The sequence below is a fragment of the Microbacterium sp. GW821-FHT01D02 genome (assembly GCF_059422585.1).
Genome location: NZ_JBWKXB010000003.1, coordinates 26,991 through 52,678, shown reverse-complemented (window position 1 = coordinate 52,678; position 25,688 = coordinate 26,991). Strand labels below are relative to the sequence as shown.

Below are 25,688 nucleotides of genomic sequence, written 5' to 3'. Positions count from 1 at the left end.
GTGCACGTACTCAGCGTCAGCTCTCTCAAGGGGGGCGTCGGCAAGACGACCGTGACACTCGGGCTGGCCTCAGCGGCTTTCGCCCGAGGAGTCCGGACTCTCGTCGTCGACCTCGACCCGCAGTCCGACGTCTCCACCGGGATGGACATCCAGGTGGCCGGACGACTCAACATCGCCGACGTCCTGGCGAACCCGAAGGAGAAGGTCGTCCGTCAGGCGATCACCTCCAGCGGCTGGGCGAAGGTGCACCCCGGGACCATCGATGTCCTCATCGGCAGCCCCTCGGCCATCAACTTCGACGGCCCGCACCCGAGCGTCCGCGACGTGTGGAAGCTCGAGGAGGCGCTCGCGTCCGTCGAGGCCGACTACGACCTCGTGCTGGTCGACTGCGCGCCGTCGCTGAACGCGCTGACCCGCACGGCGTGGGCGGCGAGCGACCGCGTCATGGTCGTCACCGAGCCGGGCCTCTTCTCCGTGGCCGCCGCCGACCGCGCCCTCCGCGCGATCGAGGAGATCCGCCGCGGGCTCTCGCCGCGACTGCAGCCGCTCGGCATCGTCGTGAACCGCGTGCGCCCGCAGTCCATCGAGCACCAGTTCCGCATCAAGGAGCTGCGCGACATGTTCGGCCCCCTCGTCCTCTCCCCGCAGCTGCCCGAGCGCACCTCGCTGCAGCAGGCTCAGGGCGCGGCCAAGCCGCTGCACATCTGGCCCGGCGACTCCGCTCAGGAGCTCGCGGCCGACTTCGACCAGCTGCTCGATCGGATCATCCGCACCGGGCGCATCGCCGTTCCGGAGAGCGGCCCGCAGAGCTGACCACCGACGCGCACAGCGAAACGGCCATCCTCATCGAGGGTGGCCGTTATGCGTGTGCCGGGTGACCGGGCGGAGTGCGGACTCAGGCGGAGCGCTGGGCCCGGCGGGCGGAGAGCTCGTCCACGGGGTCGGGGGCGGTCGCGTCGAAGGCGACCAGCGTCGACTCGACCTCGCGGAGGACCTTGCCGACGGCGATGCCGAACACGCCCTGGCCGCGGCTGACGAGGTCGATGACCTCGTCGTTCGAGGTGCAGAGGTAGACCGAGGCTCCGTCGCTCATCAGCGTGGTGCCCGCGAGATCGCGGATGCCGGCGCGACGCAGCTCCTCGACCGCCGTGCGGATCTGCTGCAGCGAGATCCCGGTGTCGAGCAGGCTCTTGACGAGCTTGAGGACGAGGATGTCGCGGAAGCCGTAGAGGCGCTGCGACCCGGAGCCGCTGGCGCCGCGGACCGTGGGCTCCACCAGCTCGGTGCGTGCCCAGTAGTCCAGCTGACGGTAGGTGATGCCGGCGGCACGAGCGGCGACCGCGCCGCGGTAGCCGACCTCGTCATCCATGGCCGGGAGACCGTCCGTGAAGAGGAGTTCGGGTACGAACCGCGGGTCGCCTGTGAGCTCATCCGCATTCATCTGAAATCCTCCCTGGAACGGTTATCTTCCACGGTAGAGCAGTGCCCCGGCACCGGCAATCACATCCGTGCGACCGCGAAGGTGTGTCGCAATCAGTTCGTTACGAAAGCACTCGCGACAGGGCGTCCTTGACGAAGAGCGAGCGCACCTCGTCGATCCGCGAGGCGAGTTCCGGAGCCAGCTCGCTGGCCTTCGCACGGGACGCGGCATCGGTCCGGCGCAGCAGCGCGGACATCGCGGACTCGATGAGGGCGACCTCGCGCTCGGCACCCTGGCGCAGCGATCGGAGGTGGCGGGGCTCGATGCCGTGACGGTCGAGCGCGACCAGGCCGCGCAGCAGCGTGACGGTCGGCTCGGGGTAGCTCTCCTGCGCCGTGATGACGCCGGTGCTGATCGCATCGTTGAGGAGTTGCGGTCCTGCACCGGCGGCGGCGAGGAGCTCGTCTCGGCGGTACCGGCGCGGCGCGGGAGCGATCGACGGCGGCGGCGCGAGAGAGGTGGTCTCCCCGCCCGCGTCGGCCTCGTCGAGCTGCTCGCGGATGACGCTCAGCGGAAGATAGTGATCCCGCTGCAGGGTCAACCCGAGGCGCAGACGCTCGATGTCGGCCGCGGAGAACTTGCGGTAACCGGAATCCGTGCGAGAGGGGCTGACGATCCCCTGGACCTCGAGGAAACGCAGCTTGCTGGAGGTGAGGTCGGGGAACTCCGGTGTCAGCCGAGCAAGGACCTGACCGATACTCAGCAAGCCCGCGGACGCGGAACGTTCGCGGGCGGGAGTGGCCGCCATCAGTCGGTCGCCGCCGCGCGATCGCGAGGAGAGGAGAAGAAGTTCAGACGGAACTTCCCGACGCGGAGCTCGGAGCCGTCGACCAGCGCACTGCGGTCGACCCGCTCGCCGTTGACGTACGTGCCGTTGAGCGAGCGCTGATCGATGATCTCGAAGGTCGACCCGGTGCGGGTGATCTCCGCGTGCCGACGGGAGACGGTCACATCGTCGAAGAAGATGTCGGCCTCGGGGTGACGACCGACGGTGGTGACGTCGGTGTCGAGGAGGTAGCGGGCACCGGCGAGGGCGCCCGAGCGGACCAGCAGCAGGGCCGATCCCGCGGGCAGCGCCGAGATCGCCTGCTGCTCCACGTCGGTGAGTTCCACCCCGAACGGCACGAACGACAGGTCGGAATCGTGTCCGAACGTCTGCGTCACGTCATGTTTCTGCTCACCGGAACGGTGGATCGCGGCTTCTCCGGCCGGTCGGCTGTCGCTGTCAGTCACTGTGCCCTCCTGGTTGTCCAGACTAACGGATGCCGGGCCGCCCGCGGGAGGCCGGTTCACACTCAGCCGCCACATACCGGGTATTCATAGGGTGGACTCGTGAAGACCAAAGCTCTGCGCCACCCGGCCGCCCCGATCGCCCTCGCCGCGGCACTGCTCGCCGCGTTCCTCGTGCTCTTCTCCCCGCTCTCCGCGTCGGCGCACGACGCGCTGGTGTCGTCGTCCCCGGCGGCAGACGAGTCGGTCGAGACCGTTCCTGCCGAGCTGACGCTCACGTTCAGCGCGAAGCTCATCGACGGCGAAGGGGCGACCGAGGTGGTCGTGACGGACCCGTCCGGCGCTCCGGTCACCGACGGCGACGCCACGGTGGACGGCGCGATCGTCACGCAGCCGCTGCGCGCATCGGGCCCGGCCGGCGAGTACCACGTGGTCTGGAAGGTCGTCTCCAGCGACGGACACCCCACCTCCGGCGAGTACTCCTTCACCGTGACCGTCGGCGACGACGGCGCCGCGACCGGATCGCCCAGCGCCGTGCCGACGACCGCGGCTCCGACGGCCGAGCAGACCGTGGCGCCAGAGCCGACCACCACGCCGACGGAGTCCGAGGGCTCCAGCAGCGCGTCCGCGTGGATCTGGGGGCTCTCGATCGGCGGGATCCTGGTCATCGTGGCCCTGATGCTCTGGTACAGCATGCGCACCCGGAAGAACGGTCAGGCGCCCGATTCCGACGCCCCCTCGGAGCGATAGGCTTAAGGCATGCCACATTACGACGTCGTCATCCTTGGTGCAGGTCCTGGCGGATACGTCGCTGCGGTTCGCAGCGCGCAGCTCGGCCTGTCCACCGCGATCATCGAGGAGAAGTACTGGGGCGGTGTCTGCCTCAACGTCGGCTGCATCCCCTCCAAGGCGCTCCTGAAGAACGCGGAACTCGCCCACACGCTGAACCACAAGGCGGACTTCTTCGGAATCTCCGGCGAGTTCACGATCGACTTCGGCAAGGCGTTCGACCGCAGCCGCGAGGTCGCCGAAGGCCGCGTCAAGGGCATCCACTTCCTGATGAAGAAGAACAAGGTGACCGAGTACAACGGTCGCGGCACCTTCACCGGACCCAAGGCCATCTCGGTCGCCAAGGCCGACGGCACGACCGAAGAGGTCACCTTCGACAACGTCATCATCGCCACCGGCTCCAAGGTCCGCCTGCTCCCGGGCGTGACGCTCAGCGAGAACGTCGTGACCTACGAAGAGCAGATCATGACCCGCGAGCTGCCCGAGTCGATCGTCATCGTCGGTGCCGGCGCGATCGGCATGGAGTTCGCCTACGTCCTGACGAACTACGGCGTCAAGGTCACGATCATCGAGTTCCTCGACCGCGCGCTCCCCAATGAGGACGCCGACGTGTCGAAGGAGATCACGAAGCAGTACAAGAACTACGGCGTCGACATCCTCACCTCCACCAAGGTCGAGTCGGTCGTCGACAACGGCTCCTCCGTCACCGTCACCTACACCGGCAAGGACGGGCAGCAGAGCTCGATCGAGGCCGGCAAGGTCCTCATGTCGGTCGGCTTCGCCCCGAACATCGAGGGCTTCGGTCTCGAGAACACCGGCGTGAAGCTCACCGAGCGCGGCGCGATCGACATCGACGACCACATGCGCACCAACGTCGAGGGCATCTACGCCATCGGCGATGTGACCGCCAAGCTGCAGCTCGCCCACGTGGCAGAGGCGCAGGGCGTCGTCGCCGCCGAGACCATCGGTGGCGCCGAGACTCAGACGCTGGGCGACTACCGCATGATGCCGCGCGCGACGTTCTGCTCCCCGCAGGTCGCCTCGTTCGGCCTCACCGAGCAGCAGGCCAAGGACGAGGGGCGCGAGATCAAGGTCTCGACCTTCCCGTTCATGGCCAACGGCAAGGCGCACGGCCTCGGCGAGCCCGTCGGCTTCGTCAAGCTGATCGCCGACGCCGAGCACCTCGAGCTCATCGGCGCGCACATGATCGGCCCGGACGTGTCCGAGCTCCTCCCCGAGCTGACCCTGGCGCAGAAGTGGGACCTCACGGCTCTCGAGCTGGCCCGCAACGTGCACACGCACCCGACGCTGTCGGAGGCACTGCAGGAGGGCTTCCACGGCCTCGCCGGCCACATGATCAACTTCTGATACAGACGGGCTCAATGCGACGAAGGAGCGTTGAGCCCGTCTGTATCAGGGTTGAGCGAGCGCAGCGAGCCGAAACCCACGCGCCCCTTCCCCTTTCACGAAGGCCCGGTCCCCCGCACATCGCGGATCGGGCCTTTCGTGCGTCTCAGCCTTTCGTGCATCTCGGCCTTTCGTGCGTCTCGGCCCTTCGCGCATCTCGACCTTCCGTGCATCTCGGCCCTTCCGTGCATCTCGGCTTGTCGTCAGAGACCGCGCATCGTGAGCAGTCCGGCCGTCCACCCGCGCAGCGGCGGCGCCCCGAGCCCGCGCATCAGCAGCTCCCTGCCGCGCACGACCGGGATCGCCGCCGGAGCACCCATCGACATGTAGAACGCCGAGCGTCGCTGAGCGCGGGCCGCAGAGCGACGCACCCGGCGCTCGAATCCCGTCAGATCCGGCATCCGCTCCGGCAGTGCCCGTGCCAGCTCTGCGGCGAGGCGAGCCGCATCCATCCAGCCGAGGTTCATCCCCTGACCGCCGATCGGGCTGATCTCATGCGCGGCGTCACCGAGGAGCACCACCCGCCCCCGGTGGAACCGGGTCGCACGGTGCTGTTCGGCGACGAACGAGGTCGGCACCACGCCGGGCCCGACCGCGACGCTGATCCCCGTGCGCTTCTCGATCGCCGCACGGAAGGCGTCGGCGGTGCGCAGACCGCCGCCGGCCTCGCGCACGACCCAGCGGCGATGCCCGCCGGGGAGGGGGAACGACTCGACGAGGCCGTCCGGCTCGCAGTGCAGCACGGCCTGCTCCCCCGGTGCCGCATCCACGACATCGAGCATCGCGTACGAGGCACGGCCCGGACGACGGCGCCATCCGGCATCGAGGTCGGGGCGGAGTCGACCCCGCACGCCGTCCGCGACGACCACCACGGCGGCCGAGAGCTCACGCGGCCCGTCGGGGGTCTCGGCCGCCACGTGCACGGCGTCCGCGGTCTGCCGGAAGCCCCGCACGGCGTATCCGAGACGGAGCGAGTCCGCGGAGAGCGCCTGCAGCCGGTCGCGCAGGAGCGCGCCGGTGCGCGGCTGCGGGAGGATCAGGACCGGGCGATCCGGCGCGAACGTCAGCGTCGCGAGAGTCCGACGCCGGCTGCGCACCTCGCCGCCTTCCAGCCGCAGCGCCTCCGCCCGGACCGCGGCGCCCACACCTGCCGCATCCAGAGCGTCCAGCCCCGGCCGGTGGATGCCGATCGCCCGGGTCCGGGTGTCCGCCTCCACCCGGCGCTCGCAGACGACGACATGCAGCCCCTCCTGCACCAGCACGCACGCCAGCAGCAAGCCGACCGGCCCGGCGCCGACGATCAGCACGTCATGGTCGGGCATGATCGCCCTCCCACCGCAGTTCCAGGCGAGAGGGCACACCCCCGCGCACGGTCCAGCCGTTCGGGGCGATCGTCCGGAGCTCCGCGACCGTGTAGGAGCGTCGGATGCTGATGAGCCCGTCCACGCGGATGAAGGAGTCGGCGAGGACCGTGCCCGACAGCGGCCAGGTCGCGGCGGCGAACAGCGCGTGGGCGCCGCGGCTCCTGGCGATGTCGCGATGCGTCACCAGACCACCGGGGGCGAGCAGACGCAGGGAGTCGTCGAGCACGACCCGCAGCTCGGCATCGTCGAGGTGGTGCAGCACGTGGTTGGAGAGCACGACGTCGTAGGTCTCGCCCTCCGCCACCAGCTCGGTGGTCAGGGCGCGGCGGTAGCGGATGCCGGCACCGCGGTCGTGCGCCGATGCCCAGCGGATCGCCCGCTCGTCGACGTCGAGGGCCGTGATCTCCGCCTCGAGGCCGTCGCGCCGCAGCCGCCCGGCGAGCATGCGGCAGAGGTCTCCCCCGCCCGCACCGACGTCCAGGATCCGCAGCGGTCGGGAACGCGCCGCCCGCGGACGGATGTCGCGCCGATAGAGCGTGCCCGGTCGCGAGACCAGCGCGTTCACGAGACCGAACCGGCCGTAGGTCCTCGCCAGCATCCGCGCATCGGCGTGCGGGTCGTCCATCAGCTCGCGGGTGTCGACGTCCCGCTCCCTGAGCGCCGGACTCATGAACCGGTCGGTGCGACGACGGTCATCAGCGCGCTCTCCGCGGTCAGCCCGGGACCGAACGCCATCGCGGAGACCCGGTCGCCCACTTCTGCGCCCTCCTCGTCCAGGATGCGCTTGAGCACGAACAGCACCGTCGCGCTGGACATGTTGCCGTTCTCCCGCAGCACCTCCCTGGCGGGGTGCAGCTGCACGTCGCTGAGCTGCATCCGCTCCTGCACCTTGTCCAGGATGCTGCGTCCGCCGGGGTGGATCGCCCAGTGCCGGACCGCGTCGCCCACACCGCCGGCATCGAAGGCGGCGGACAGCTCGTCCTCCGCGGCGTACAGCGGTCGGAGCGCGCCGATGATCGTCTCGCCGATGATCTGCGGCACGGCGGTCGAGAGGATCATCTCGAACCCGGAGTCGCCGATGGTCCAGGCCATGTCCTTCTCGCCCTCCGGAGCGATGGCGGTGTGGAACCGGTCCAGACGCAGCGCGGGCGTCGTCGAGGGGAGGTCGCGCGCCGTGACGATGCCGGCGGCCGCGCCGTCGGCGAACAGCGAGGAGGCGACGATCGTGTCGGGGTTCTCCGAGGAGCGCAGGTGCAGCGTGCACAGCTCGACGCTCACGACCAGGACGACGGCGTTCTCGTCCGCGGCGCAGAACTGACTCGCCGCACGGAGCGCGGGCATGGACGCGTAGCAGCCCATGAAGCCGAGATGGAAGCGCTGCACCGCGTCGGACAGCCCGAGCGCGCGCACGATCTCGTACTCCGGGCCCGGGGCGTGGAAGCCGGTGCAGGAGACCGTGATGACGTGCGTCACGTCGGCGGGTCCGAGGTCGGGGTCGGCCTCGAGCGCTTTGCGCGCCACATCGACGAAGAGCTTCGCGGCCTCGCGGGTGTAGATGTCGTTGCGCGCCTTCGTCCCCGGCGCGAGGAGCGCACCGGAGGCGCGGTCGAAGAACACCGGGTCGGCGACGTCGGATTCCAGCGACAGCTCGTCAATCACGGTGTGCCGCGTGTCGATGCCCGAGACGTTGAACGAGGTCGTGACGATGCGTTGCGCCAGCCGTCCGAGGTCGGGCTGCTGCGCGAAGACATCGCGCACCTGCTCCTGCACGAGGACGGTTTCGGGGACGATCGTCTGCAGCGATCGAAGCACAGGCGGTCGGCTCATGCTGTCACTCAAGCACTCCGCGCCGCCCCGGGGAAAGGGGTTGCGTGCGACCGCCGCCTCCGACTAGAACCCCAGAGCGCGGGCGAGCTTGGAACCGGATGCCGATTCGTGCCCTCCGGCAGCCTGCACGGCCCGCTCCACCGCATCGAAGAAGGCGGCGCGTCCCTCGTCGTCGGCCGGGGCGGCAGGACCGAGCTCCATCTCCCACTCCCGCCATTCGCGCTGCACGCCCTGGCGCAGGTCGGTGGCCCGCACCCGGTCGTCGACGAACTCCGCCACGATCCCGTCGGGTCCGGTGAGCAGGTACGCGGTGCGGTCGTTCTCGATCCGGGCGAGCGGAGTGAGCGGCGCGGTCGTCCATTCGGACACGGTCTCGGCGACGGCGGCCGGGAGCTCATTGCCCTCGGTGAGCGGCCAGCCGAGTTCCAGCCGGCCGTCCCCCTGCCGCGGCCCCTTCACGTGCCAGCCCTCATCGGGACCGCCGGTCCGGCGACGCAGCGCCACGCCGGCGCGGGAGAGCGCACCGTCGGCGGTGTCGAAGTACCGGGCGTCCAGCGCCCTGACCTCGCCCGTGCTCACGGTGTCGACGCCGGGGAGGGCGTCCCACCGCGGCAGCGGAGTCTCGGACTCCGCGTCGTACTTGCGCTCGACCTCGACGGTGCGGGAGGGCTCAGTCATCGTCGAGCGTGAGGTCCTCGAGCGACTCCTCGAACCAGTAGTCGACCTCGGTGGGACCGTCGGACGGACCGGTGTTCTGCGGTCCGCCGCGGCGGTTGTACACCACCTGCGTCTCGCTGTAGGGGACGATCAGCTTGTCGTCCGCGTCGCCGAGGGGGATGATCTGCCCGTCCAGCGGGCCGCCGTGAAGTCGCGCGAGTGCCATGTGCTTCAGGGTAGCGCCGTCCCTGCGGTATCGGCGCGAGGCGAGCGGAATCATCCGAGGACGATGCCGAGGAGCGCACCGGCGATCATCCACGGACCGAAGGCGATGCGCGTGGCACCGTCCGCCCGCCGCAGCAGGATGAGCACGAGCGCGTAGAGCGCGCCCAGCACGAAGGCCGAGGCGGCGCCGATCGCGAGCGACGTCCAGCCGTGCCACCCCAGCACGAGGCCGATGACGGCGGCGAGCTTCACGTCTCCCCCGCCCATCCCCGCACGGCTGATCCCCCGCAGGACCGCGTAGAACCCGCCGAGGATCAGCATGCCGAGCACGGCTCGGACGAGGTCCCTGCTCTGCCCGGTGCCCAGCGCGTCGATCCCGGCGAGCACGACCAGGCAGGCGAGCGTCGGCAGCACGATCCGGTTCGGCAGGCGGTGGGTGCGGGCGTCGACGACGACCAGCCATCCGCCGACGCCGACCAGCGCGACGTGCACGAGGGCGAGGAGAGCGAGCCGGATGTCCATCCCCGCAGGTTAGGAGATCTGCGACCCTCGCACGGGCCCCCTGTGGACAACCCCACCGATGTCCGATGTACGAACTATCGTCATTCCCACGACTTGGTATATTAGAATATATCTTCGAGAAAGGATGCAGGGTGATCGGTCTCGATGCGGTGGCCTCGCTCTCTCCGGCCGGGGACTCCCGAGCAGGTGAGGTACTGCGACTGCGCCGCGAGATCAGTCGGATGCAGCGGCGACGCAGCGAGCATACGCTGCTCCCCCTCGACCCCGCCCTCACCGCGCTCCTGCCGGAGGAGGGGCTGCAGACCGGCACCTCCTACACCGTCTCCCCCTCGCCCAGCCTCGTGCTCGCACTGCTCAGTGCCGCATCGCAGAAGGGGCACTGGTGCGCCGTGGTGGGCATGCCGACGCTCGGCGTCGAGGCGGCGGCCGCGTTCGGGATCGACCTCGCCCGCCTGATCCTGGTCCCCGAGCCCGGAGAGCGCTGGCTCGCGGCGACCTCCGCCCTGGCCGAGGTCGTGCCCCTGATCGTGGTGGCCCCCGGCTCACGGGCACGCGACGCCGACGTCTCCCGCCTGAGCGCACGCCTCCGCGACCGCGGATGCACCCTGCTCGTCACCGAAACGCCCGGCACCGGACGCTGGCCCCAGAGCGAAGGGACGATCCGTCTCCACGACCCGCACTGGCACGGCCTCGGCGCCGGCTGGGGGCTGCTCTCCGACTGCACGGTGACCGTCACGGCGCAGACCCGGCACAGCCCCCGTCCGTCGAGCGTGCGGGTGCAGCTGCCCGGAGGCCATGGCGCCGTCGAGGCCGTCGGGGCGGAGCTCACCGCGCTGCCCGCGCTCTCCCCGGAGACCGCCCCCGTCGAGGCGGCTCCCCCCGAGCTCCTGCGCTGGGCGGAGGCCGGATGAACAGCCCGCTCCGCGTCCTCGTGCTGTGGTTCCCCGATTGGCCGATGCGGGCGGCACTCGGCGCACCCCCGCATCCGCCCACCGCCCTGGTGCAGGCGAACACGATCGTCGCCTGCACCGCCTCCGCCCGGGAGCACGGCGTGCGCACCGGCCAGCGCCGCCGAGTCGCCCAGGGGCACCTCTCGTCCCTGCGGGTGCTCCCCCACGACCCCGACCGGGACGAGCGCGCCTTCCTCCCCGTGCTGCACCTGATCGAGAAGCACGCCCCCGGGGTCACGCTGCTGCGCCCCGGGCTCGCGATCCTCCGGGCCAGGGGCATCTCCCGGTACCACGGCGGAGAGGCGGAGGCGGCCGAGGCGCTCACCGCCGTCCTCGCGGAGGCGGGCTTCCCCGAGGTGCGGATCGGCGTCGCCGACGGTCCGTTCACCGCGGAGATCGCCGCGCGGGGTCCCGTGCCCTGCACGGTCGTGCCCCCCGGCGGCTCTCGGGAGTTCCTGGCCCCGTACCCCGTGCAGGTGCTGCGGGACGAGCAGATCGCCGGTCTCCTCCTCCGGCTCGGAGTGCGCACCCTCGGCGAGTTCACCGCCCTCGCCCCGCTCGATGTGCGCGACCGCTTCGGCGAGCACGGCGCCCGGCTGTACGCGCTCGCCGCCGGCGCCGACTCCCGTCCGCTGACGCCTCGTCCCCCCGATCCCGAGCTCGTGCGGAACATCGAGTTCGACTCGCCGCTGGGCGGTGCGGATCAGGTGGCGTTCGCGGTGCGGCAGACGGCCGACGCGGTGATGCTCGCGCTCGGCGATGCCTCGGTCGTCTGCACCGAGGTGCGGATCGATCTGACCGACGACAACGGCGTGGTCTTCTCCCGGTCCTGGCTGCATCCGACCTGCTTCGACGCCTCCGACCTCGTCGACCGTGTGCGCTGGCAGCTGGAGGCACTGGCGGCGCAGAGCGCGAAGGATCCGGTCGACGAGGCGCGGGCGTTCGGCGGGATCGTCGCGGTGCGCGTCATCCCGGTGGCCGTGGACGATGCCGCCCATCACCAGCCGGGGCTCTTCGGCTCGGGTACCGATGAGCGCCTGCACCATGCGGTCTCGCGCGTGCAGACCATGCTGGGGCATCAGGGCGTGGTCACCGCCGCGGTCGCGGGCGGTCGCTGGCTGGCCGACCGTCAGGTGCTCACCCCCTGGGGAGAGCGCACGGTCGCGCCGAGGGACCCGGGGTCGCCCTGGCCGGGGAGCCTCCCGGATCCGCTGCCCGCAGAGGTGTTCCTGCCCCCGCGTCCGATCGGGGTGCTCGCCGCGGACGAGACCACGGTCGGCGTGGATGAACGCGGGGCGCTCTCGGACGACCCCGCCCACATCGACGGAGCCGCCGTGCAGGCCTGGGCCGGCCCCTGGCCCGTCCACGAGCGACGGTGGACGGCCGGCGGCGGGAAGAGAGGTCATCGGCTGCAGATCGTCGACGACCTCGACCGCGCCTGGCTGGTGTTCCACACCGGCGAGCGCTGGTGGGCCGAGGGGCGGTACCGCTGATGGGCTGGCACAACCCGCCACTGTCCTGGGACGAGCTGGAGCGCACCCTCAGCGGGGAGGAGTCGGCGCCGCACCCCCCGGGTGCCGAGCCGCGGGGGCAGCGGACCGATCCCGGACCGGTGAGCCGTCGCCGCAAGCGCACCCCTCCCACCGCCGTCGCCCGCCCCGAGGACGCGGTCCCCTACGCCGAGCTGCACGCGCATTCGTCGTACTCGTTCCTCGACGGGGCGTCCTCTCCCGAGGACCTCCTCGCCGAGGCCGAGCGCCTGGGCCTGACCGCACTCGCCCTCACCGACCACGACGGCTTCTACGGTGCCGCGCGCTTCGCCGAATCGGCCGACCTCATGGAGAGCCCCCTGCAGACGGTGTTCGGCGCCGAGCTGTCGCTCGACCTTCCTGCGCCTCAGCGGGGCTCCGCGGATCCGACCGGCGAGCACCTGCTGGTCCTCGCCCGCGGCATGGAGGGGTATCACCGGCTCTCCGGCGCGATCACGGCGGCGCAGCTGCGCGGCGGCGAGAAGGGACGCCCGGTGTACGACCTCGATGACCTGGCCGCACGTGCGGGCGGCCACTGGACGATCCTGACCGGATGCCGCAAGGGCGCCGTGCGCCGCGGGCTCGAGGCCGGAGACGCGGCCTCCCCGCTGCGCTCCCTCGTCGATCGGTTCGGGAGCGACCACGTCGCGGTCGAGCTGTTCGATCACGGCGACCCCCTCGACACGCGTCGGAACGACACCCTCGCCGCGCTCGCCCGGCGGATGCGGCTGCCGCTGGTGGCGACGAACAACGTGCACTACGCCACCCCCGCCCAGGCGCCGCTCGCCGAGGCCGTGGCCGCGGTCCGCGCGGTGCGCAGCATGGACGAGCTCGACGGCTGGCTGCCCGCGCACGGCGGGGCGCATCTGCGCAGCGGAGCCGAGATGTCGGCCCGCTTCCAGCGCTACCCCGGAGCGATCTCGTACGGGCTCGAGCTGGCGGCGGCCTCCGCCTTCCCGCTGCGCCTCGCCCGGCCGGCGCTGCCGCAGCAGAAGGTGCCGGAGGGGCACACGCCCATGAGCTGGCTACGTCATCTGGTCTGGGAGGCCGTGCCGTCGAAGTATCCGCGGCTGGACGACGACGGCCGGCACCGGATCGCGCGCGAGCTCGACGTGATCGAGGAGAAGGACTTCCCCGGGTACTTCCTGATCGTGCACGGCATCGTGACCGAGGCGCGCAGGCTCGGCATCCTCTGTCAGGGCCGAGGCTCGGCCGCGGCGAGCGCGGTCTGCTACCTGCTGGGCATCACCGCGGTCGATCCGATCCTCTACCGCCTTCCCTTCGAGCGGTTCCTGGCGACCACGCGCACGGAGGAGCCCGACATCGACGTGGACTTCGACTCCGACCGCCGCGAGGAGATCATCCAGTGGGTCTATCGGGAGTACGGCAGGGAGCGGGCGGCCCAGGTGGCGAACGTCATCCAGTACCGTCCGAAGAACGCGGTGCGCGACATGGCGAGGGCGCTCGGCCATTCCCCCGGTCAGCAGGATGCCTGGTCCCGCCAGGTCGACGGCTGGGGTGCGGGGCTGGAGGCCGTCGAGGGGCATGACATCCCCGCGAACGTGCTCGCCTATGCGGGTGAGCTGCTGAAGGCGCCTCGGCATATCGGCATCCACTCCGGCGGCATGGTGCTCACCGCGCGCCCGGTCGGCGAGGTCGTGCCCGTGGAGCACGCCCGCATGGAGAATCGCACCGTCATCCAGTGGGACAAGGACGACTCCGCCTTCATGGGACTGGTGAAGTTCGATCTGCTGGGGCTCGGGATGCTCGCCGCCCTCCAGCACTGCTTCGACCTGATCCGCGAGACCACCGGGGAGGAGTGGCGACTCGAGAGCATTCCCAAGGAGGAGGCGGCGGTCTACGACATGCTCTGCCGCGCGGATTCGATCGGGGTCTTCCAGGTGGAGTCGCGCGCGCAGATCGGCCTGCTCCCCCGTCTGCAGCCCCGGTGCTTCTACGACCTCGCCATCCAGATCGCGCTCATCCGCCCCGGACCCATCCAGGGTGGGGCGGTGCATCCGTTCGTGCGGCGCAAGATGGCGAAGGACCGTGTGGACGAGGAGAACCGGGAGCGGGCGACTCGCGGGCAGGCGCCGGTGGAGTTCACGATCCCGTACCCGCACGGCGATCTGGAGGACATCCTGAAGCGCACGCTGGGCATCCCCATCTTCCAGGAGCAGCTCATCCAGATGGCGACGGCGGTCGGCGACTGCACGGCCGACGAGGCCGATCTGCTGCGCCGGGCCATGGGCTCCAAGCGCGGGCTGGAGAAGATCGAGAAGGTCAGGGACAAGCTCTACGCCGGGATGGCGCGGCGCGGACTCGTCGACGAGGCCGCCGACCGCATCTACGCGCAGATCCAGGCGTTCTCGAACTTCGGATTCGCCGAGTCGCACTCCCTGTCGTTCGCCCTGCTCGTCTACGCCAGCTCCTGGCTGAAGCTGCACTACCCCGCCGCGTTCCTCGCCGGCCTGCTGCGCTCGCAGCCGATGGGCTTCTACTCCGCGGCGACGCTCACCGCGGACGCCCGGCGGCACGGGGTCGAGGTCCATCGCCCCGATCTGCATGTCTCCGGTGCGACGGAGACCCTGGAGCCGCTCGCCGACTCCGTGGGGAACGGGCCGACCGGCCGGGACACATGCCTCGCCGACCCCCAGCCCCCCGTCCTCCGCTTCGACCGGGAGGCTCCGGATGAATCCGCCGCGCATCGCCGGGACGGGAGGTTCGCGGTGCGGCTGGGGCTGAGCGGCATCCGCGGCATCGGCGTCCCGATGGCGGAGCGGATCGTCGCCGAGCGCGAGGCGCACGGCCGCTACCGGGACCTGAACGATCTGGTGCGACGGACGGATGCCACCGCCGCGCAACTGGAGGCTCTCGCGACCGCCGGCGCGTTCGCCTGCCTCGGGCTGGAGCGACGGGAGGCCATCTGGCTCGCGGGCGCCGCGGCGGACGACCGGTCGCGGTTCCTTCCCGGGACCACGGTCGCCGTGCAGCCGCCCCTGTTCGCCGACCAGACCAGCTACGAACGCCTCTCCGCCGATCTCTGGGCGACCGGGGTGTCGACCGACGACCATCCGATGGCGCACTTCCGTGAGGCGCTGCGCACCCGCGGGGTGCTGACCGCCGCCGATCTGCAGGAGCACGAGGTCGGACGACGCATCGAGGTCGCCGGGCTCGTCACCCACCGCCAGCGACCGGCGACGGCGGCCGGGATCACGTTCGTGAACCTCGAGGACGAGCGCGGCCTGGTGAACGTCGTCTGCTCGGCGGGGGTCTGGAACCGCTACCGCCGTGTCGCCCGGGAGTCACCGGCGCTCATCATCCGCGGCATCCTGGAGCGGTCGGCCGAGGGCGTGGTCAATGTGCTCGCCGACGGGTTCGAGGATCTGCGCACCGGTCTGACGCATCGATCCCGGGACTTCCGCTGAGGGACGCGGAAAAATCACCAGAAGCGTTCGGGCTCTTCCTCGAGCGGTCGGTCCACACCGCCCCAGCGGTCCGCCTCGGCCTTCGCGGCATCCGCGGCGGCGTCCGCCCCGCGCAGCGCGACCTTCGCTCCCGTCGCGCCCGGACCGATCGGATCGACGAGCAGAGCGGTGCGCGCACCGGCACCGCCGATGGTCACCGTGCACTTCAGGACTCGACCGATCCACCGGGAGACGTCGCGGCCGGGCTCCTCCGGACGCCGGTAGCGGATGCCCGTGTCGAGGTCGACGAGGGCGAGCACGACAGGCTCCTCCGTGAGCGGATCGACCTGCTCGGTCACCTCGACCCGATGGCCGTGAGGGATGGCGACCTGCGCGTCGAAAACCAGCAATCTGTCCATGGATCCACCCTAGGCACACGCCGCCGGAAGACAACAGGGACCACGCGTCGGATACATTCGGATATTTCTTTGTCCCCCAAATGGCGGACAAGCCGATTAAGAGGTACTCTTCTCTCGTAGCAGGGGCTACGAGGCTGATGGACTGGGGAATCAGCCGTGAGCGCAGCGAGATCTTCGCCGCCTCCCCAACCGTCCGGGAAGGACGGTGAGCCCTCTCGGCGACACCGTCTGGGGCGGGTCGTTCGGGAGGGCATACCTCCCCGAACGCGCCGCCCGGAGCGCGGCCTCAGTCGACGGGGATGACCTCGAGCGTGTTCGAACGCACCGGCTCCTGGCCCATCTCGGGCGCATACGGGCTCGGGGTGTACTTGTCGAGATAGGCCGCGTCGATCGCCGCGTTCGTGGCCTCGTCGGTGACGCTCTCGAAGCGTACGTCCTTCGTCACGCCGCCGGCCGACACCCGACCGCGGAGGCTCGCGAGGGCCGGGGCGTACCACTTGCCCTCCAGGCCCGTGTACGAGCGCACGAACAGACGACCGTCCACGGCGACCGCCCAGATCCCAACCGTCTTCGGCGTCGTCCCGTCTTCGAGCTGCGCGGACAGATCGAACATCTCCGGCGCCGCGATCGCCGCGAGCTCTTCGGCATTCCACTTCGTCATCTGAGAACTCTAACTCTGGTCGCCGACGTGCCCCGGCGCCGTGAGCGACAGCACCCGCTCGACGAAGGCCGCGTACTCGTGCATGTAGTGCCGTAGGAACTCCTCCGTCGCCTCATCCTTCACCTCGCCGTCCGCGCCGAAGACCTCGGGACGGAAGGTGATGTAGGCCTCAGGGGCGTTCAGCTGCGGGGCGTTCAGGAAGCTCAGCACGCTGCGCATCGACGACTGCATCACCGCGGTGCCGATGGCGCCGGTGGAGGCCCCGATGATGCCGGTGGGCTTGCGGGCGAACGAGTTGTGCCCCCAGGGCCGCGAGCCCCAGTCGATCGCGTTCTTCAGCGCGCCCGGGATGGAGCGGTTGTACTCGGGCGAGATGAGGAGCAGCCCTTCGGCGCCCTCGACCGCACGCTTGAACACGGTGACGGCCTCGACCGGATCGAGCTCGTCGTCGCGGTTGTAGAGCGGGAGGTCGCGGATCGGGATCTCCACGAGCTCCAGGTCGGACGGCGCCAGCCGCACGAGGGCCTTCGAGAGGACGCGGTTGATCGAGTCCGTGGCGAGGCTTCCGATGATGTAGCCGATGCGGTGGGTCATGTCCGTTCCGCGGGGAGGCCGGTCGAATCTCGTCAGCGTGATCCCCGCGTCCTTCCATCTCCAGGATATCTCCGCGATGGGGGCTTGCCGCAAGGCCCCCTCCGTGGGGCAGAATCGACCCTCGCTCGTGCGATCTGCGCGCGTGCGTGAAGGAGACTCATGCCCACCGATCCCTTCCATCTCCCCGACAACCTCGAGGCGAAGTCCTCACCCGCACTCCTCGACGCCGACCGCGCGCACCTCCGGCGCATCGCGGATGCCCTGGACGAACAGCGCGCCGACGTCGCGCTGCGGCTCGAACGGGCGCGCCGCCAGCACGCGGGGTACGGAGACGCCGCAGTGGACCGCGACCTGCAGATCCGTCGCCTCAGCGGACGACTGCGGGTGCTGGAGCGCTTCGGGATCGACATCTGCCTCGGCCGGATGACGCCGTCCCACGGCGAACCCGTCTACATCGGCCGCACCGGGCTGGCGGCGGCGGACGGCACCCGACTCCTGCTCGACTGGCGGACACCCGCGGCCGAGCCGTACTTCGCCGCGACCATGGAGGATCCGCGCGGGATCATCTCGCGGCGCCGCTACCGCTGGACCGACGGCCGGGTCAGCGACTACTGGGACGAGGCGCTCACTCCGGCCGGCTTCGACGGCGCGGCGTCGCTCGACGACCAGTCGGCGTTCATCGCGAGTCTCGGAACGCACCGGACATCACGGATGCGCGATGTGCTCGCCACGATCCAGGCCGATCAGGATGCCATCATCCGCACGCCCTCCGCCGGAGCCCTCGTCGTGGACGGCGGACCGGGCACCGGGAAGACGGTGGTCGCGCTGCATCGCGCCGCGCATCTCCTCTACGCGGAGCCGCACCTCACGCAGAGCGCGGGCGGCATGCTGCTCGTCGGCCCCAACGCCCACTACCTCGCCTATGTCGGGGACGTGCTGCCCAGCCTCGGCGAGGACACGGTGCGCCTGAGCACGCTGCGCGACCTCGTGCCGGAGGGAGCCGCCGCCGGCGACGAGAGCGATCCGCGGGTCTCCCGGCTCAAGGCCGCCCTCGATCCGGGCGCCGTCCTCGACGCCGCCGCCCGGGCGTTCGAACGTCCGCCCCGGCACGCGATGCGCCTCGAGTCGCCCTGGGCCGACCTCTGGATCAGCCGGACCGAGTGGACGGAGCTGTTCTCCGGTGCGGATCCCGCCGCCTCGCACAACGAGGCGCGGGACGAGGTCTGGGAGGAGGTGCTGGAACTGCTCGCGGACCAGGTCGACGACGACGAGGTCCCCCCGCACGCCGTCCGCCGATGGCTCCGTCAGGACGATGACCTCACCGGGACGTTCGTGCGCGCGTGGCCGATGCTGTCTCCGACGTCCGTGGTCTCCCGACTGTGGAGCTCGCCCGAGTTCCTGCGGCAGTGCGCTCCGGAGCTGTCGGCGACCGATGCCGCACTCCTCCGGCGCGACGGCTCCGCGCCGTGGACGACCGCGGACCTCCCCTTCCTCGACGCCGCCCGCCGCCGCATCGGCGATCCGGATGCGGTGCGCGAGGAGCATCGCCGTCAGGCCGTCATCACCTCGGCGCAGGAGCAGATGTCGCACGTCGTCGACCACCTGATCGAAGACGACGACAGCGAGATGAAGGTCATGTCGATCCTCCGCGGACAGGACGCACGGAACGTCCTGATCGGCGTCGACGCCCCGCCGCCGCCTCGCCCCGACGAACTCGCCGGACCGTTCGGACACATCGTCGTCGACGAGGCGCAGGAGCTCACGGACGCCGAGTGGAGGATGCTCCTCGCACGGTGCCCGTCCCGCAGCTTCACGATCGTGGGCGACCGCGCCCAGGCCCGACACGGCTTCACCGAGAGCTGGGAGGCGCGGCTCGCTCGCGTGGGTCTGCGGGACGTGCGGATCGCGCATCTCGGTGTGAACTATCGGACCCCGGCCGAGGTGATGACCGAGGCCGCCCCCGCCATCCTCGCCGCGATCCCGGATGCGAACGTCCCGGCCTCGGTGCGCGAGAGCGGGGTGCCCGTCCGGTTCGACGCGGTCGCGTCGCTGGCGTCGGTGCTGGAGACCTGGCTCGACGCGCATCCGGAGGGCGTGGCCTGCGTGATCGGCGACTCCGGGTTCCGACCGACGGCCCGCGTGCGGTCGTTGACCCCCACCGGGGCCAAGGGGCTCGAGTTCGATCTCGTCGTGCTGGTCCGCCCCGACCAGTTCGGCGACGACGTGACCGGGGCGGTGGATCGCTACGTCGCGATGACCCGCACGACGAGGGAGCTCGTGGTGCTGAGCTGAGCCCCGAGGCCTTCGCGTCCAGCCCCTGTACCCGACCCGCGGACCGTCCTACTCTGGACGGATGGAGATCCTCGATCAGACTCCACCGCACTGCCCCGAGGATGACGTCGTGATGCGGGAAGTGGCCGGTGGGTGGCGGTGCCCGGAATGCGGGCACCTGCGACAGCGCCAGGATGTCGAAGCGCGGTGGTCGGCGGACCGGAGGCCGGGCGCCTGACGCCGGGCTCAGCCCACGAGGACGCGCCCGGCGCGGGCCTGCCAGCGCTGATCGCGGCGCTCGATCCGGATCGGATACTCGAAGCTCTCCGTCACCAGCTCCGTGGTGAGCACGTCGTCGGCGGCGCCTCGGGCGACGATCCTCCCCTTCGCGATCAGCGCGGCGTGCGTGGTCGTGGTGGGCAGCTCCTCCAGGTGGTGCGTGACGAGGACGGTCGCCAGTCCCGGCTGCGACTCGTGCAGCAGGTCGAGCGTCCCCAGGAACTGCTCGCGGGCGGCGACGTCCAGTCCCGTCGAGGGCTCGTCGAGAAGCAGCAGGGCGGGATCCGGGAGGAGGGCCCGCGCGATGAGGGCACGGCCGCGCTCTCCCTGCGACATGGTCGGCCATGTCGTGCCCTCGAGAGCGTCCAGGCCCAGCATCGCGATGAGACTGTCGGCCCTGGCCAGGGTCGACGGCTCGGGAGCCCACCGGTTCATGAGCTCGATCGTCCCGGTGGCACCGGTGAGCACGACCTCGCGGACGGTCAGCGGCGAGCGCAGCGGGTGACGCGGGTTCACGTGTCCGATCGACTCGCGGAGGAGACGGATCTCGACGCGACCGAGCTGCCGCCCCAGCACATGCACCTCACCGTGTGTCGGGTGGTCCTGCGCGCCGCACATGCTCAGGATCGTGCTCTTCCCGGCGCCGTTGGGGCCGATCAGCGCCCAGTGCTCCCCTGCCCGGACCGTGAGGTCGATGGCGGCGAGGATCCGCCGGCCGCCGCGGACCACGTCGACCCCGCTCAGCCGCAGCACCTCGGCAGCTGCAGACGACTCTCCCGTCATGTGCTCCCCGGTCACGCGCTCCCCCGCCATCACGCGAGCCCGTCCCGCAGGGCGCGCAGGTGCGCACGGCTGCGCTCCGACGCGGCGACCGCATCCCGGTCGGCGATCGCGGCGGCCTGGTCGGCGTGGGCCTCGTGATCCTCGTCCCCGCCGAACTCCCTGCGCATGCGGAGCATCTCGATCATGGCCTCCCGCAGTCGAGGGGTGAAGGTGTCGAAGAGGTCGAGCAGCACGGGATTGTGCGCGGCGGCGACGACCGCTCGGTGGAAGGCCGTGTCGGCGTCGACATGGCCCTCGAGGTCGGAGCGCTGCGCCTCGCGCTGGTCGAGAGCTCGGCGGATGGCGCGGAGGTCGGCCGGGGTGCGGCGTTCGGCGGCGAGCGCGGCGGCTTCGGCCTCGATCGCGATGCGCGCCTCGATCACCGCGACGACTCCGGCTTTGCGGAGCACCGCGTCCCAGTCCTCCGGCGCGTCCAGTGCGGTCACGAACACACCGGCACCCTGCCGCGACGCCAGCACGCCGCGGCCGGCCAGCTGGCGGATGGCCTCACGGACCGTGGAGCGGCCGACACCGAGCTGGGGCGCGAGCGTGGTCTCGCCCGGGAGCTTCTCGCCCAGCGCCCATTCGCCGGATCGGATCCGCTCCAGGAGCAGTTCCGCCGCCTGATCCGCGAGCGGTGCGCGTCTCACCTGAGCCATCTGCGCTCTTTCCCATCTCGTCTACTTGTCTGAGGAGTTGTGTTACAGTCTAACCATGTTCTCGGGCGAGTTCCTCCTTCTTCACCGCCACGACGGGGCCTAGCCGGACCGGCTCCCCGTCGTGGAGTCGAACGTGTGCCGGTCGCCGACTCGTTGAAGGAAGCAGCACCGACATGACCACGACCCCGTTCACCCGCATCTCCACGCCGGCGGGTCCCATCCCCGACCAGGCGCCCTCCTGGAACCGCCAGCGCCGGTCCCAGATGCCCTCGCATCGCTACCGGGACGTGCACTCCCGCGTGGAGCTCCCCCTGACGCGACGCGACTGGCCCAGCCGGCGCCTGACCGAAGCGCCGCTGTGGGTGCCGGTCGACCTGCGCGACGGCAACCAGGCGCTCGCGGAGCCGATGGACCCGGCACGCAAGCGGCGCTTCTTCGAGCTGATGGTGTCGATGGGGTACAAGGAGATCGAGGTCGGATACCCCTCGGCCTCGCAGACCGACTACGACTTCGTGCGCCTGATCGCGGGGGGCGGCATCGCCCCGTCGGACGTCACGATCGTGGTGTTCACCCCCGCACGGCGGGACCTCATCGAACGCACGGTCGCGTCGATCCAGGGCATCTCCCAACCGGTCGTGATCCATATGTACACCGCGACCGCTCCGGCCTGGCGGGACCTCGTGCTCGGGCACTCGCGCGAAGGCCTCAAGGAGCTCATCCTCGCCGGCGGCCGCGACGTCCTCGAGTTCGCCGGGGACATGCCGAACGTCCGGTTCGAGTTCTCGCCCGAGGTGTTCAACCTGACCGAGCCCGACTACGTGCTCGACATCTGCGATGCGATGACCGAGCTCTGGCAGGCCACGCCCGAGCGACCCGTGATCCTCAACCTCCCCGCCACGGTCGAGGTCGCCACTCCGAACGTGTACGCGGACCAGATCGAGTACATGCATCGGAACCTCGCACGCCGCGACGCCGTGATCCTGTCGGTCCATCCGCACAACGACCGCGGCACCGGGATCGCCTGCGCCGAGCTGGCCGTGCTCGCGGGCGCCCAGCGGGTGGAGGGCTGCATCTTCGGCAACGGCGAGCGCACCGGCAACGTCGACATCGCGACTCTGGCGCTCAACCTGCACGCGCAGGGCATCGATCCCATGATCGACTTCTCCGACATCGACGAGATCCGCCGGACGGTGGAGTACTGCAACCGGATCGACATCCCCGAGCGCCACCCCTACGTCGGCGACCTCGTGCACACGGCGTTCAGCGGCACCCATCAGGACGCGATCAAGAAGGGCTTCGCCGAGCATCGTGCCCGTGCGATCGCCGAGGGCCGTCCGGAGCGCGACATCGAGTGGCGGGTGCCGTACCTGCCCATCGATCCTGCCGACATCGGCCGCGACTACGACGCCGTGATCCGGGTGAACTCCCAGTCCGGCAAGGGCGGGATCGCCTACCTCCTGGAGACCGGATACGGCATCGAGCTGCCCCGACGGCTGCAAATCGACTTCGCCCGCCACGTGCAGCGGCACACGGATGCCACCGGGACGGAGGTCACGGCCGCCGAGCTGTGGGACGTGTTCGACCGCGTGTACCTCGGAGCCCCGGACGACACGGCTCCGGCCCCGGCCCCGGTCACGCTGCGGGCCTACGACACGACGGAGAGCGAGGACGGCTCGCGCACCCGGATCACCCTGGACGTCGAGGGGCGCGAGCACACGAGCACGCACGAGGAGGGCGGGCCGGTGGAGGCCCTGATCGCGGCGCTCGCCGCCGAGGGGTTCCCGGTCGACGTGGTGAGCCTGCACCAGACGAGCGTGGGCACGGGCGACGACAGCGACGCGCTCACACTGCTCGAGCACCGCACCGCCGACGGCATCGAATGGGTCGCCGGGCAGGGACGGTCCGTCCTCACCGCGAGCCTGTCCGCAGTGATGGCCGCAGCCCGGAGCGTCGCGCGGATCCTGCCGGAGGCGCTTCCTCAGCGGTAGCGGTCGATCAGCCGGCGGCGCGCAGGGGCACCTTCACGTCGCCGCCGGCTTCCTCCGTGATCCGCTCCCCCATCTGCACGAACGTCGGGGCGGAGATGAAGCCGCCGGCGAACAGCGCCTGCCCCTGCAGGAACTCCGCGGACCGCCGGATGGCGCCCTCCGACGCGAAGCCGAAGACGTCGGCCAGCTCGGCGAGGTCGCGGGGCGCGTTCACCCGCATGAGTGCGAGGTTGTCGCACTGCGAGAGGACGTTGGGGTGGATCTTCGTGGGGCGCTGCGTGGAGAGCAGCAGCCACAGGCCGAACTTGCGTCCCTCGGCGGCCATCTGCACGAGCTGCTCGGTGAGGGCGCGCTCGACCGCGGTCTCCGGATGCGGCGAGCACAGGTTGTGGGCCTCGTCGATCACGATCAGCACCGGACGCCGCTCCTCCCGACGCGCCCACAGGTGCTCGAGCACGGCGAGCGCGGCGACCTTCGGCTCCGCACGATGCTCGAAGCCGCCCAGGTCGAGGACCGTGGCGCGGGGTCGCTCCTCGATCACGTCGACGACGGATGCCGCGCCCCGGGACCAGAGCGCCCACTCCAGCACCTGGAGGTTCTCCATCCGGTTGGCGAGCCGCACCCGCGCCGGGTCGCCCGAGCCGCGCAGCGACGGGAGCATGTCCCGGGCGTCGAAGGACTCGGCCTCCCGTTCCTCGTGCAGCAGGGCGTTGTACTCCTCGGCATCCGCGATGGGGTCCATCTGCAGCACGGCCGCCTTCGACGCCGCCGCCAGGTCGACGTAGCGCACGTGCAGCGGCTCGCCTTCACCGGCACCGGAGCGGAACACCCGGATGTCCATGTCCGCGATGCGGGCGGCGTCCGCATCGCCTGCCGTCGGACGGGTCTCCCGCAGCCGCGTGTAGTCGCCGTTCGGGTCGAGGATCAGCAGCGGCAGCTCGGTGTGGAGCAGCAGCTGCTCCAGCACCACGCCCAGCGCATAGGTCTTGCCGCTGCCGCTCTGACCGACCCAGAACGTGTGCCGGTTGAAGCGTCGCGCATCGAGCGCGACATCGGTGTCGGGCTCTCCGGGAACAGTCCCGATCGTGAGGTTCGTCATCGCCTGAGTACGCCTTTCATCCCCGGTGCCGTCGTGGTGAACGACATCATCCTCGCTCGCGCGGGTACGCACCAGTGCGGAGTGGGCCGCGCATCGCGGACCGTCAGCGGTCGACGGTGAACCAGGCCGTCGGGCCGTTGGTGAGCGACGGGGCCTCCTTCGCCCCGAAACGGGATGCGGCGCGCGGCCACGCGACGAAGCTCCTCTCGGCGCGCCGCGCGGTGTCACCCGTCAGCGGATCGACGGCGAACACGCCCGTCCCGCCGGTGCGCACCACACGCATCAGTTCACTGACGTACTCGGCGGTGCGGGTGTCACCGAGTGGCACGGATGCCCGCAACTCGCCGTTCCGCAAGCCGCCCTCCTCGGACCGTGACCGCACGAGGCTCGCGAGGCCGGCGCCGACGATCGCGTACACCCACCCCTGACCGGACGGGTGACGCACCACATAGTCACGATGGAACATGCTCTCGGAGATGATGCTCGTGTCCACGAGGGTGACGTGCGGGCCTGCGCACTCGCTCAGCGAGGGGCGGAACGTCGGGGTGCGCGTCTCGGGCTGTTGGAATGCGTCGACGAACCTCACCGCGGGGAGGCTGGTTCGCACCGCGTCGCTGAACTGATCTTCGTCCCCGGGCGTCATGAAGACGCAGAGCCGGTGGAGCTTCGACGGTGTACTCATGAAACCAGTGGCGACGTGATTTTGGTCGCCCGGTAGGACTGTCGGTCCTTCGTGGCACACCACCGGCGCCAGTGCTTCGTCGACATCCGGATAGGCAGGTGCTCCTGAACGTGAGCGACAGCATCGTGCAACCGGTCGTCGGCGGGGAACCCGAGCCAGAGCGAGAGGGACGAGGCCGTCGTGCCGAACGTGGCTCGCACCCCGGACGCGCCGAGGAGGCGCCCATAGCCGTCCACCGCGAACCGACCGAACGCATCGGGGTCGATCCCGTCGTACGGCGCGCGTGTCGCCGGGTCGACCAGCGCGATCTGCGCGGTCCAGACCAGCGAGGCCAGCGGATGCCCGTGGCCGGTCACCGCTCCCGCGTCAGCACCGCTCAGGGCATCGAGCGTGGCATCGACGTCATCGGAGCGAACCCGCCACCGGGTGTGGGTGCGCTGTCGACTCTGCGGTCCGCCGAGGTGCGCTGCCGCGAAGGCCTCGAAGCGCCCTGCGACGTCGGGCGGGCCTCCGGCCCAGAGCTGGAAGGACGTCTCTGGGGCGCCGATGGTCACGCCGGCGGCGTCCAGGAACGCCTGCACGCTCTCGTGGGCCGTGCGTGGCTTCTTGGTGCGAAGCGAGTGCGCACCTCCCGCCGAGGTCGGCAATCCGTCGTAGGTCACGACCTCCTGAGTCCACGTCACCCCTCCATTATCCCGACGACCAGGACGCGCGAAACGTGCGCAGGCGCTGCGGGACCGGCGCGACGCGGCGGGAACCACGACATCAGGCGCCGCTAATCTGGGTCGGGGCGTGGCGGACAGCCGGCGGATTCAGGGGTGAGCGGA

25 protein-coding genes are annotated in these 25,688 nt (G+C 70.8%); 8 read left to right on the top strand and 17 right to left on the bottom strand.

Going from position 1 to position 25,688, the window contains the following annotated elements; all coding sequences use genetic code 11:
* The gene (locus AC07VM_RS13740; RefSeq protein ID WP_105671693.1) at positions 1–813 is read left to right on the top strand and encodes a ParA family protein; all 813 of its coding nucleotides are present in this window, start codon (positions 1–3) and stop codon (positions 811–813) included.
* A gap of 82 nt (positions 814–895) precedes the next feature.
* On the opposite strand, the gene AC07VM_RS13735 is transcribed toward AC07VM_RS13740, so the two are convergent.
* From AC07VM_RS13735 to AC07VM_RS13725, 3 genes are all read right to left on the bottom strand, one after another.
* Positions 896–1,441, bottom strand: a complete 546-nt coding sequence (locus AC07VM_RS13735) for a MerR family transcriptional regulator (RefSeq protein WP_324170110.1) — start codon at positions 1,439–1,441, stop codon at positions 896–898.
* 100 nt (positions 1,442–1,541) lie between these two features.
* A complete protein-coding gene (ftsR, locus tag AC07VM_RS13730; protein WP_494911774.1) occupies positions 1,542–2,228 on the bottom strand; it encodes a transcriptional regulator FtsR in 687 nt (228 codons plus the stop codon).
* Positions 2,228–2,713 carry an FHA domain-containing protein gene (locus AC07VM_RS13725; protein WP_267415097.1) on the bottom strand — a complete coding sequence of 162 codons (486 nt, stop codon included), beginning with the start codon at positions 2,711–2,713 and terminating at the stop codon, positions 2,228–2,230. The genes ftsR and AC07VM_RS13725 overlap by 1 nt, the downstream gene beginning before the upstream one ends.
* 99 nt (positions 2,714–2,812) lie before the next feature.
* On the opposite strand from AC07VM_RS13725, the gene AC07VM_RS13720 reads away from it, so the two are divergent.
* Together AC07VM_RS13720 and lpdA are read left to right on the top strand one after the other, a co-directional pair.
* Positions 2,813–3,460: a copper resistance CopC family protein gene (locus tag AC07VM_RS13720; protein WP_494911772.1), complete on the top strand. Its 648-nt coding sequence runs from the start codon at positions 2,813–2,815 to the stop codon at positions 3,458–3,460.
* Between the two features lie 9 nt (positions 3,461–3,469).
* Positions 3,470–4,867 (top strand): dihydrolipoyl dehydrogenase, encoded by a 1,398-nt coding sequence (gene lpdA, locus AC07VM_RS13715; RefSeq protein ID WP_267415099.1) that lies wholly within the window; start codon positions 3,470–3,472, stop codon positions 4,865–4,867.
* A 242-nt stretch (positions 4,868–5,109) separates the two neighbouring features.
* Here the strand turns inward: lpdA and AC07VM_RS13710 are convergent, their stop codons facing one another.
* The 6 genes from AC07VM_RS13710 to AC07VM_RS13685 form a co-directional block, all read right to left on the bottom strand.
* On the bottom strand, positions 5,110–6,228 hold the full coding sequence (locus tag AC07VM_RS13710; protein ID WP_494911770.1) for an FAD-dependent oxidoreductase: 1,119 nt from the start codon (positions 6,226–6,228) through the stop codon (positions 5,110–5,112).
* Positions 6,215–6,940 carry a methyltransferase domain-containing protein gene (locus AC07VM_RS13705; protein WP_494911769.1) on the bottom strand — a complete coding sequence of 242 codons (726 nt, stop codon included), beginning with the start codon at positions 6,938–6,940 and terminating at the stop codon, positions 6,215–6,217. The genes AC07VM_RS13710 and AC07VM_RS13705 overlap by 14 nt, the downstream gene beginning before the upstream one ends.
* Entirely contained in the window at positions 6,937–8,097 is a 1,161-nt protein-coding gene (locus AC07VM_RS13700) for a type III polyketide synthase (RefSeq protein WP_267415103.1), read from the bottom strand. Before AC07VM_RS13700 ends, AC07VM_RS13705 begins: the two co-directional genes overlap by 4 nt.
* A gap of 63 nt (positions 8,098–8,160) precedes the next feature.
* On the bottom strand, positions 8,161–8,775 hold the full coding sequence (locus tag AC07VM_RS13695) for a CYTH domain-containing protein (protein WP_494911767.1): 615 nt from the start codon (positions 8,773–8,775) through the stop codon (positions 8,161–8,163).
* A complete protein-coding gene (locus AC07VM_RS13690; protein WP_267415105.1) occupies positions 8,768–8,980 on the bottom strand; it encodes a response regulator in 213 nt (70 codons plus the stop codon). The genes AC07VM_RS13695 and AC07VM_RS13690 overlap by 8 nt, the downstream gene beginning before the upstream one ends.
* Positions 8,981–9,030: 50 nt before the next feature.
* Complete coding sequence (locus AC07VM_RS13685) at positions 9,031–9,501, bottom strand: prepilin peptidase (protein ID WP_494911766.1); 471 nt, start codon at positions 9,499–9,501, stop codon at positions 9,031–9,033.
* A 131-nt stretch (positions 9,502–9,632) separates the two neighbouring features.
* Between AC07VM_RS13685 and imuA' the strand changes: the two genes are divergently transcribed.
* From imuA' to AC07VM_RS13670, 3 genes are read left to right on the top strand one after another with little or no spacing between them, the layout of a single operon-like run.
* Entirely contained in the window at positions 9,633–10,412 is a 780-nt protein-coding gene (imuA', locus tag AC07VM_RS13680; protein WP_494911764.1) for a DnaE2-dependent mutagenesis accessory factor ImuA', read from the top strand.
* Complete coding sequence (locus AC07VM_RS13675; protein WP_494911763.1) at positions 10,409–11,944, top strand: DNA polymerase Y family protein; 1,536 nt, start codon at positions 10,409–10,411, stop codon at positions 11,942–11,944. The genes imuA' and AC07VM_RS13675 overlap by 4 nt, the downstream gene beginning before the upstream one ends.
* A complete protein-coding gene (locus tag AC07VM_RS13670) occupies positions 11,944–15,408 on the top strand; it encodes an error-prone DNA polymerase (RefSeq protein ID WP_494911761.1) in 3,465 nt (1,154 codons plus the stop codon). Before AC07VM_RS13675 ends, AC07VM_RS13670 begins: the two co-directional genes overlap by 1 nt.
* Positions 15,409–15,422: 14 nt before the next feature.
* Here AC07VM_RS13670 and AC07VM_RS13665 read toward each other — a convergent pair whose 3' ends face one another.
* The 3 genes from AC07VM_RS13665 to AC07VM_RS13655 all read right to left on the bottom strand — a co-directional run bounded on the left by AC07VM_RS13665 (position 15,423) and on the right by AC07VM_RS13655 (position 17,061).
* Positions 15,423–15,806, bottom strand: coding sequence for a hypothetical protein (locus AC07VM_RS13665; RefSeq protein WP_267415111.1), 384 nt, complete (start codon positions 15,804–15,806; stop codon positions 15,423–15,425).
* A gap of 286 nt (positions 15,807–16,092) precedes the next feature.
* Positions 16,093–16,467: a DUF2255 family protein gene (locus tag AC07VM_RS13660; protein WP_267415112.1), complete on the bottom strand. Its 375-nt coding sequence runs from the start codon at positions 16,465–16,467 to the stop codon at positions 16,093–16,095.
* Between the two features lie 9 nt (positions 16,468–16,476).
* Entirely contained in the window at positions 16,477–17,061 is a 585-nt protein-coding gene (locus AC07VM_RS13655; RefSeq protein WP_494911759.1) for an NADPH-dependent FMN reductase, read from the bottom strand.
* A gap of 159 nt (positions 17,062–17,220) precedes the next feature.
* On the opposite strand from AC07VM_RS13655, the gene helR reads away from it, so the two are divergent.
* Positions 17,221–19,353: an RNA polymerase recycling motor ATPase HelR gene (gene helR / locus AC07VM_RS13650; RefSeq protein ID WP_494911758.1), complete on the top strand. Its 2,133-nt coding sequence runs from the start codon at positions 17,221–17,223 to the stop codon at positions 19,351–19,353.
* Between the two features lie 225 nt (positions 19,354–19,578).
* Here the strand turns inward: helR and AC07VM_RS13645 are convergent, their stop codons facing one another.
* Entirely contained in the window at positions 19,579–20,424 is an 846-nt protein-coding gene (locus AC07VM_RS13645) for an ABC transporter ATP-binding protein (RefSeq protein ID WP_494911757.1), read from the bottom strand.
* On the bottom strand, positions 20,424–21,092 hold the full coding sequence (locus tag AC07VM_RS13640) for a FadR/GntR family transcriptional regulator (protein WP_267415118.1): 669 nt from the start codon (positions 21,090–21,092) through the stop codon (positions 20,424–20,426). Before AC07VM_RS13640 ends, AC07VM_RS13645 begins: the two co-directional genes overlap by 1 nt.
* A 173-nt stretch (positions 21,093–21,265) precedes the next feature.
* Between AC07VM_RS13640 and AC07VM_RS13635 the strand changes: the two genes are divergently transcribed.
* Positions 21,266–23,080, top strand: coding sequence for a 2-isopropylmalate synthase (locus tag AC07VM_RS13635; protein ID WP_494911755.1), 1,815 nt, complete (start codon positions 21,266–21,268; stop codon positions 23,078–23,080).
* 7 nt (positions 23,081–23,087) lie between these two features.
* Here AC07VM_RS13635 and AC07VM_RS13630 read toward each other — a convergent pair whose 3' ends face one another.
* The 3 genes from AC07VM_RS13630 to AC07VM_RS13620 form a co-directional block, all read right to left on the bottom strand.
* A complete protein-coding gene (locus tag AC07VM_RS13630; RefSeq protein WP_494911754.1) occupies positions 23,088–24,179 on the bottom strand; it encodes an ATP-binding protein in 1,092 nt (363 codons plus the stop codon).
* Between the two features lie 103 nt (positions 24,180–24,282).
* Positions 24,283–24,861 carry a DUF8467 domain-containing protein gene (locus AC07VM_RS13625; protein WP_494911753.1) on the bottom strand — a complete coding sequence of 193 codons (579 nt, stop codon included), beginning with the start codon at positions 24,859–24,861 and terminating at the stop codon, positions 24,283–24,285.
* Positions 24,858–25,544, bottom strand: coding sequence for a hypothetical protein (locus AC07VM_RS13620; RefSeq protein ID WP_494911752.1), 687 nt, complete (start codon positions 25,542–25,544; stop codon positions 24,858–24,860). Before AC07VM_RS13620 ends, AC07VM_RS13625 begins: the two co-directional genes overlap by 4 nt.
* Positions 25,545–25,688: the final 144 nt, after the last annotated feature.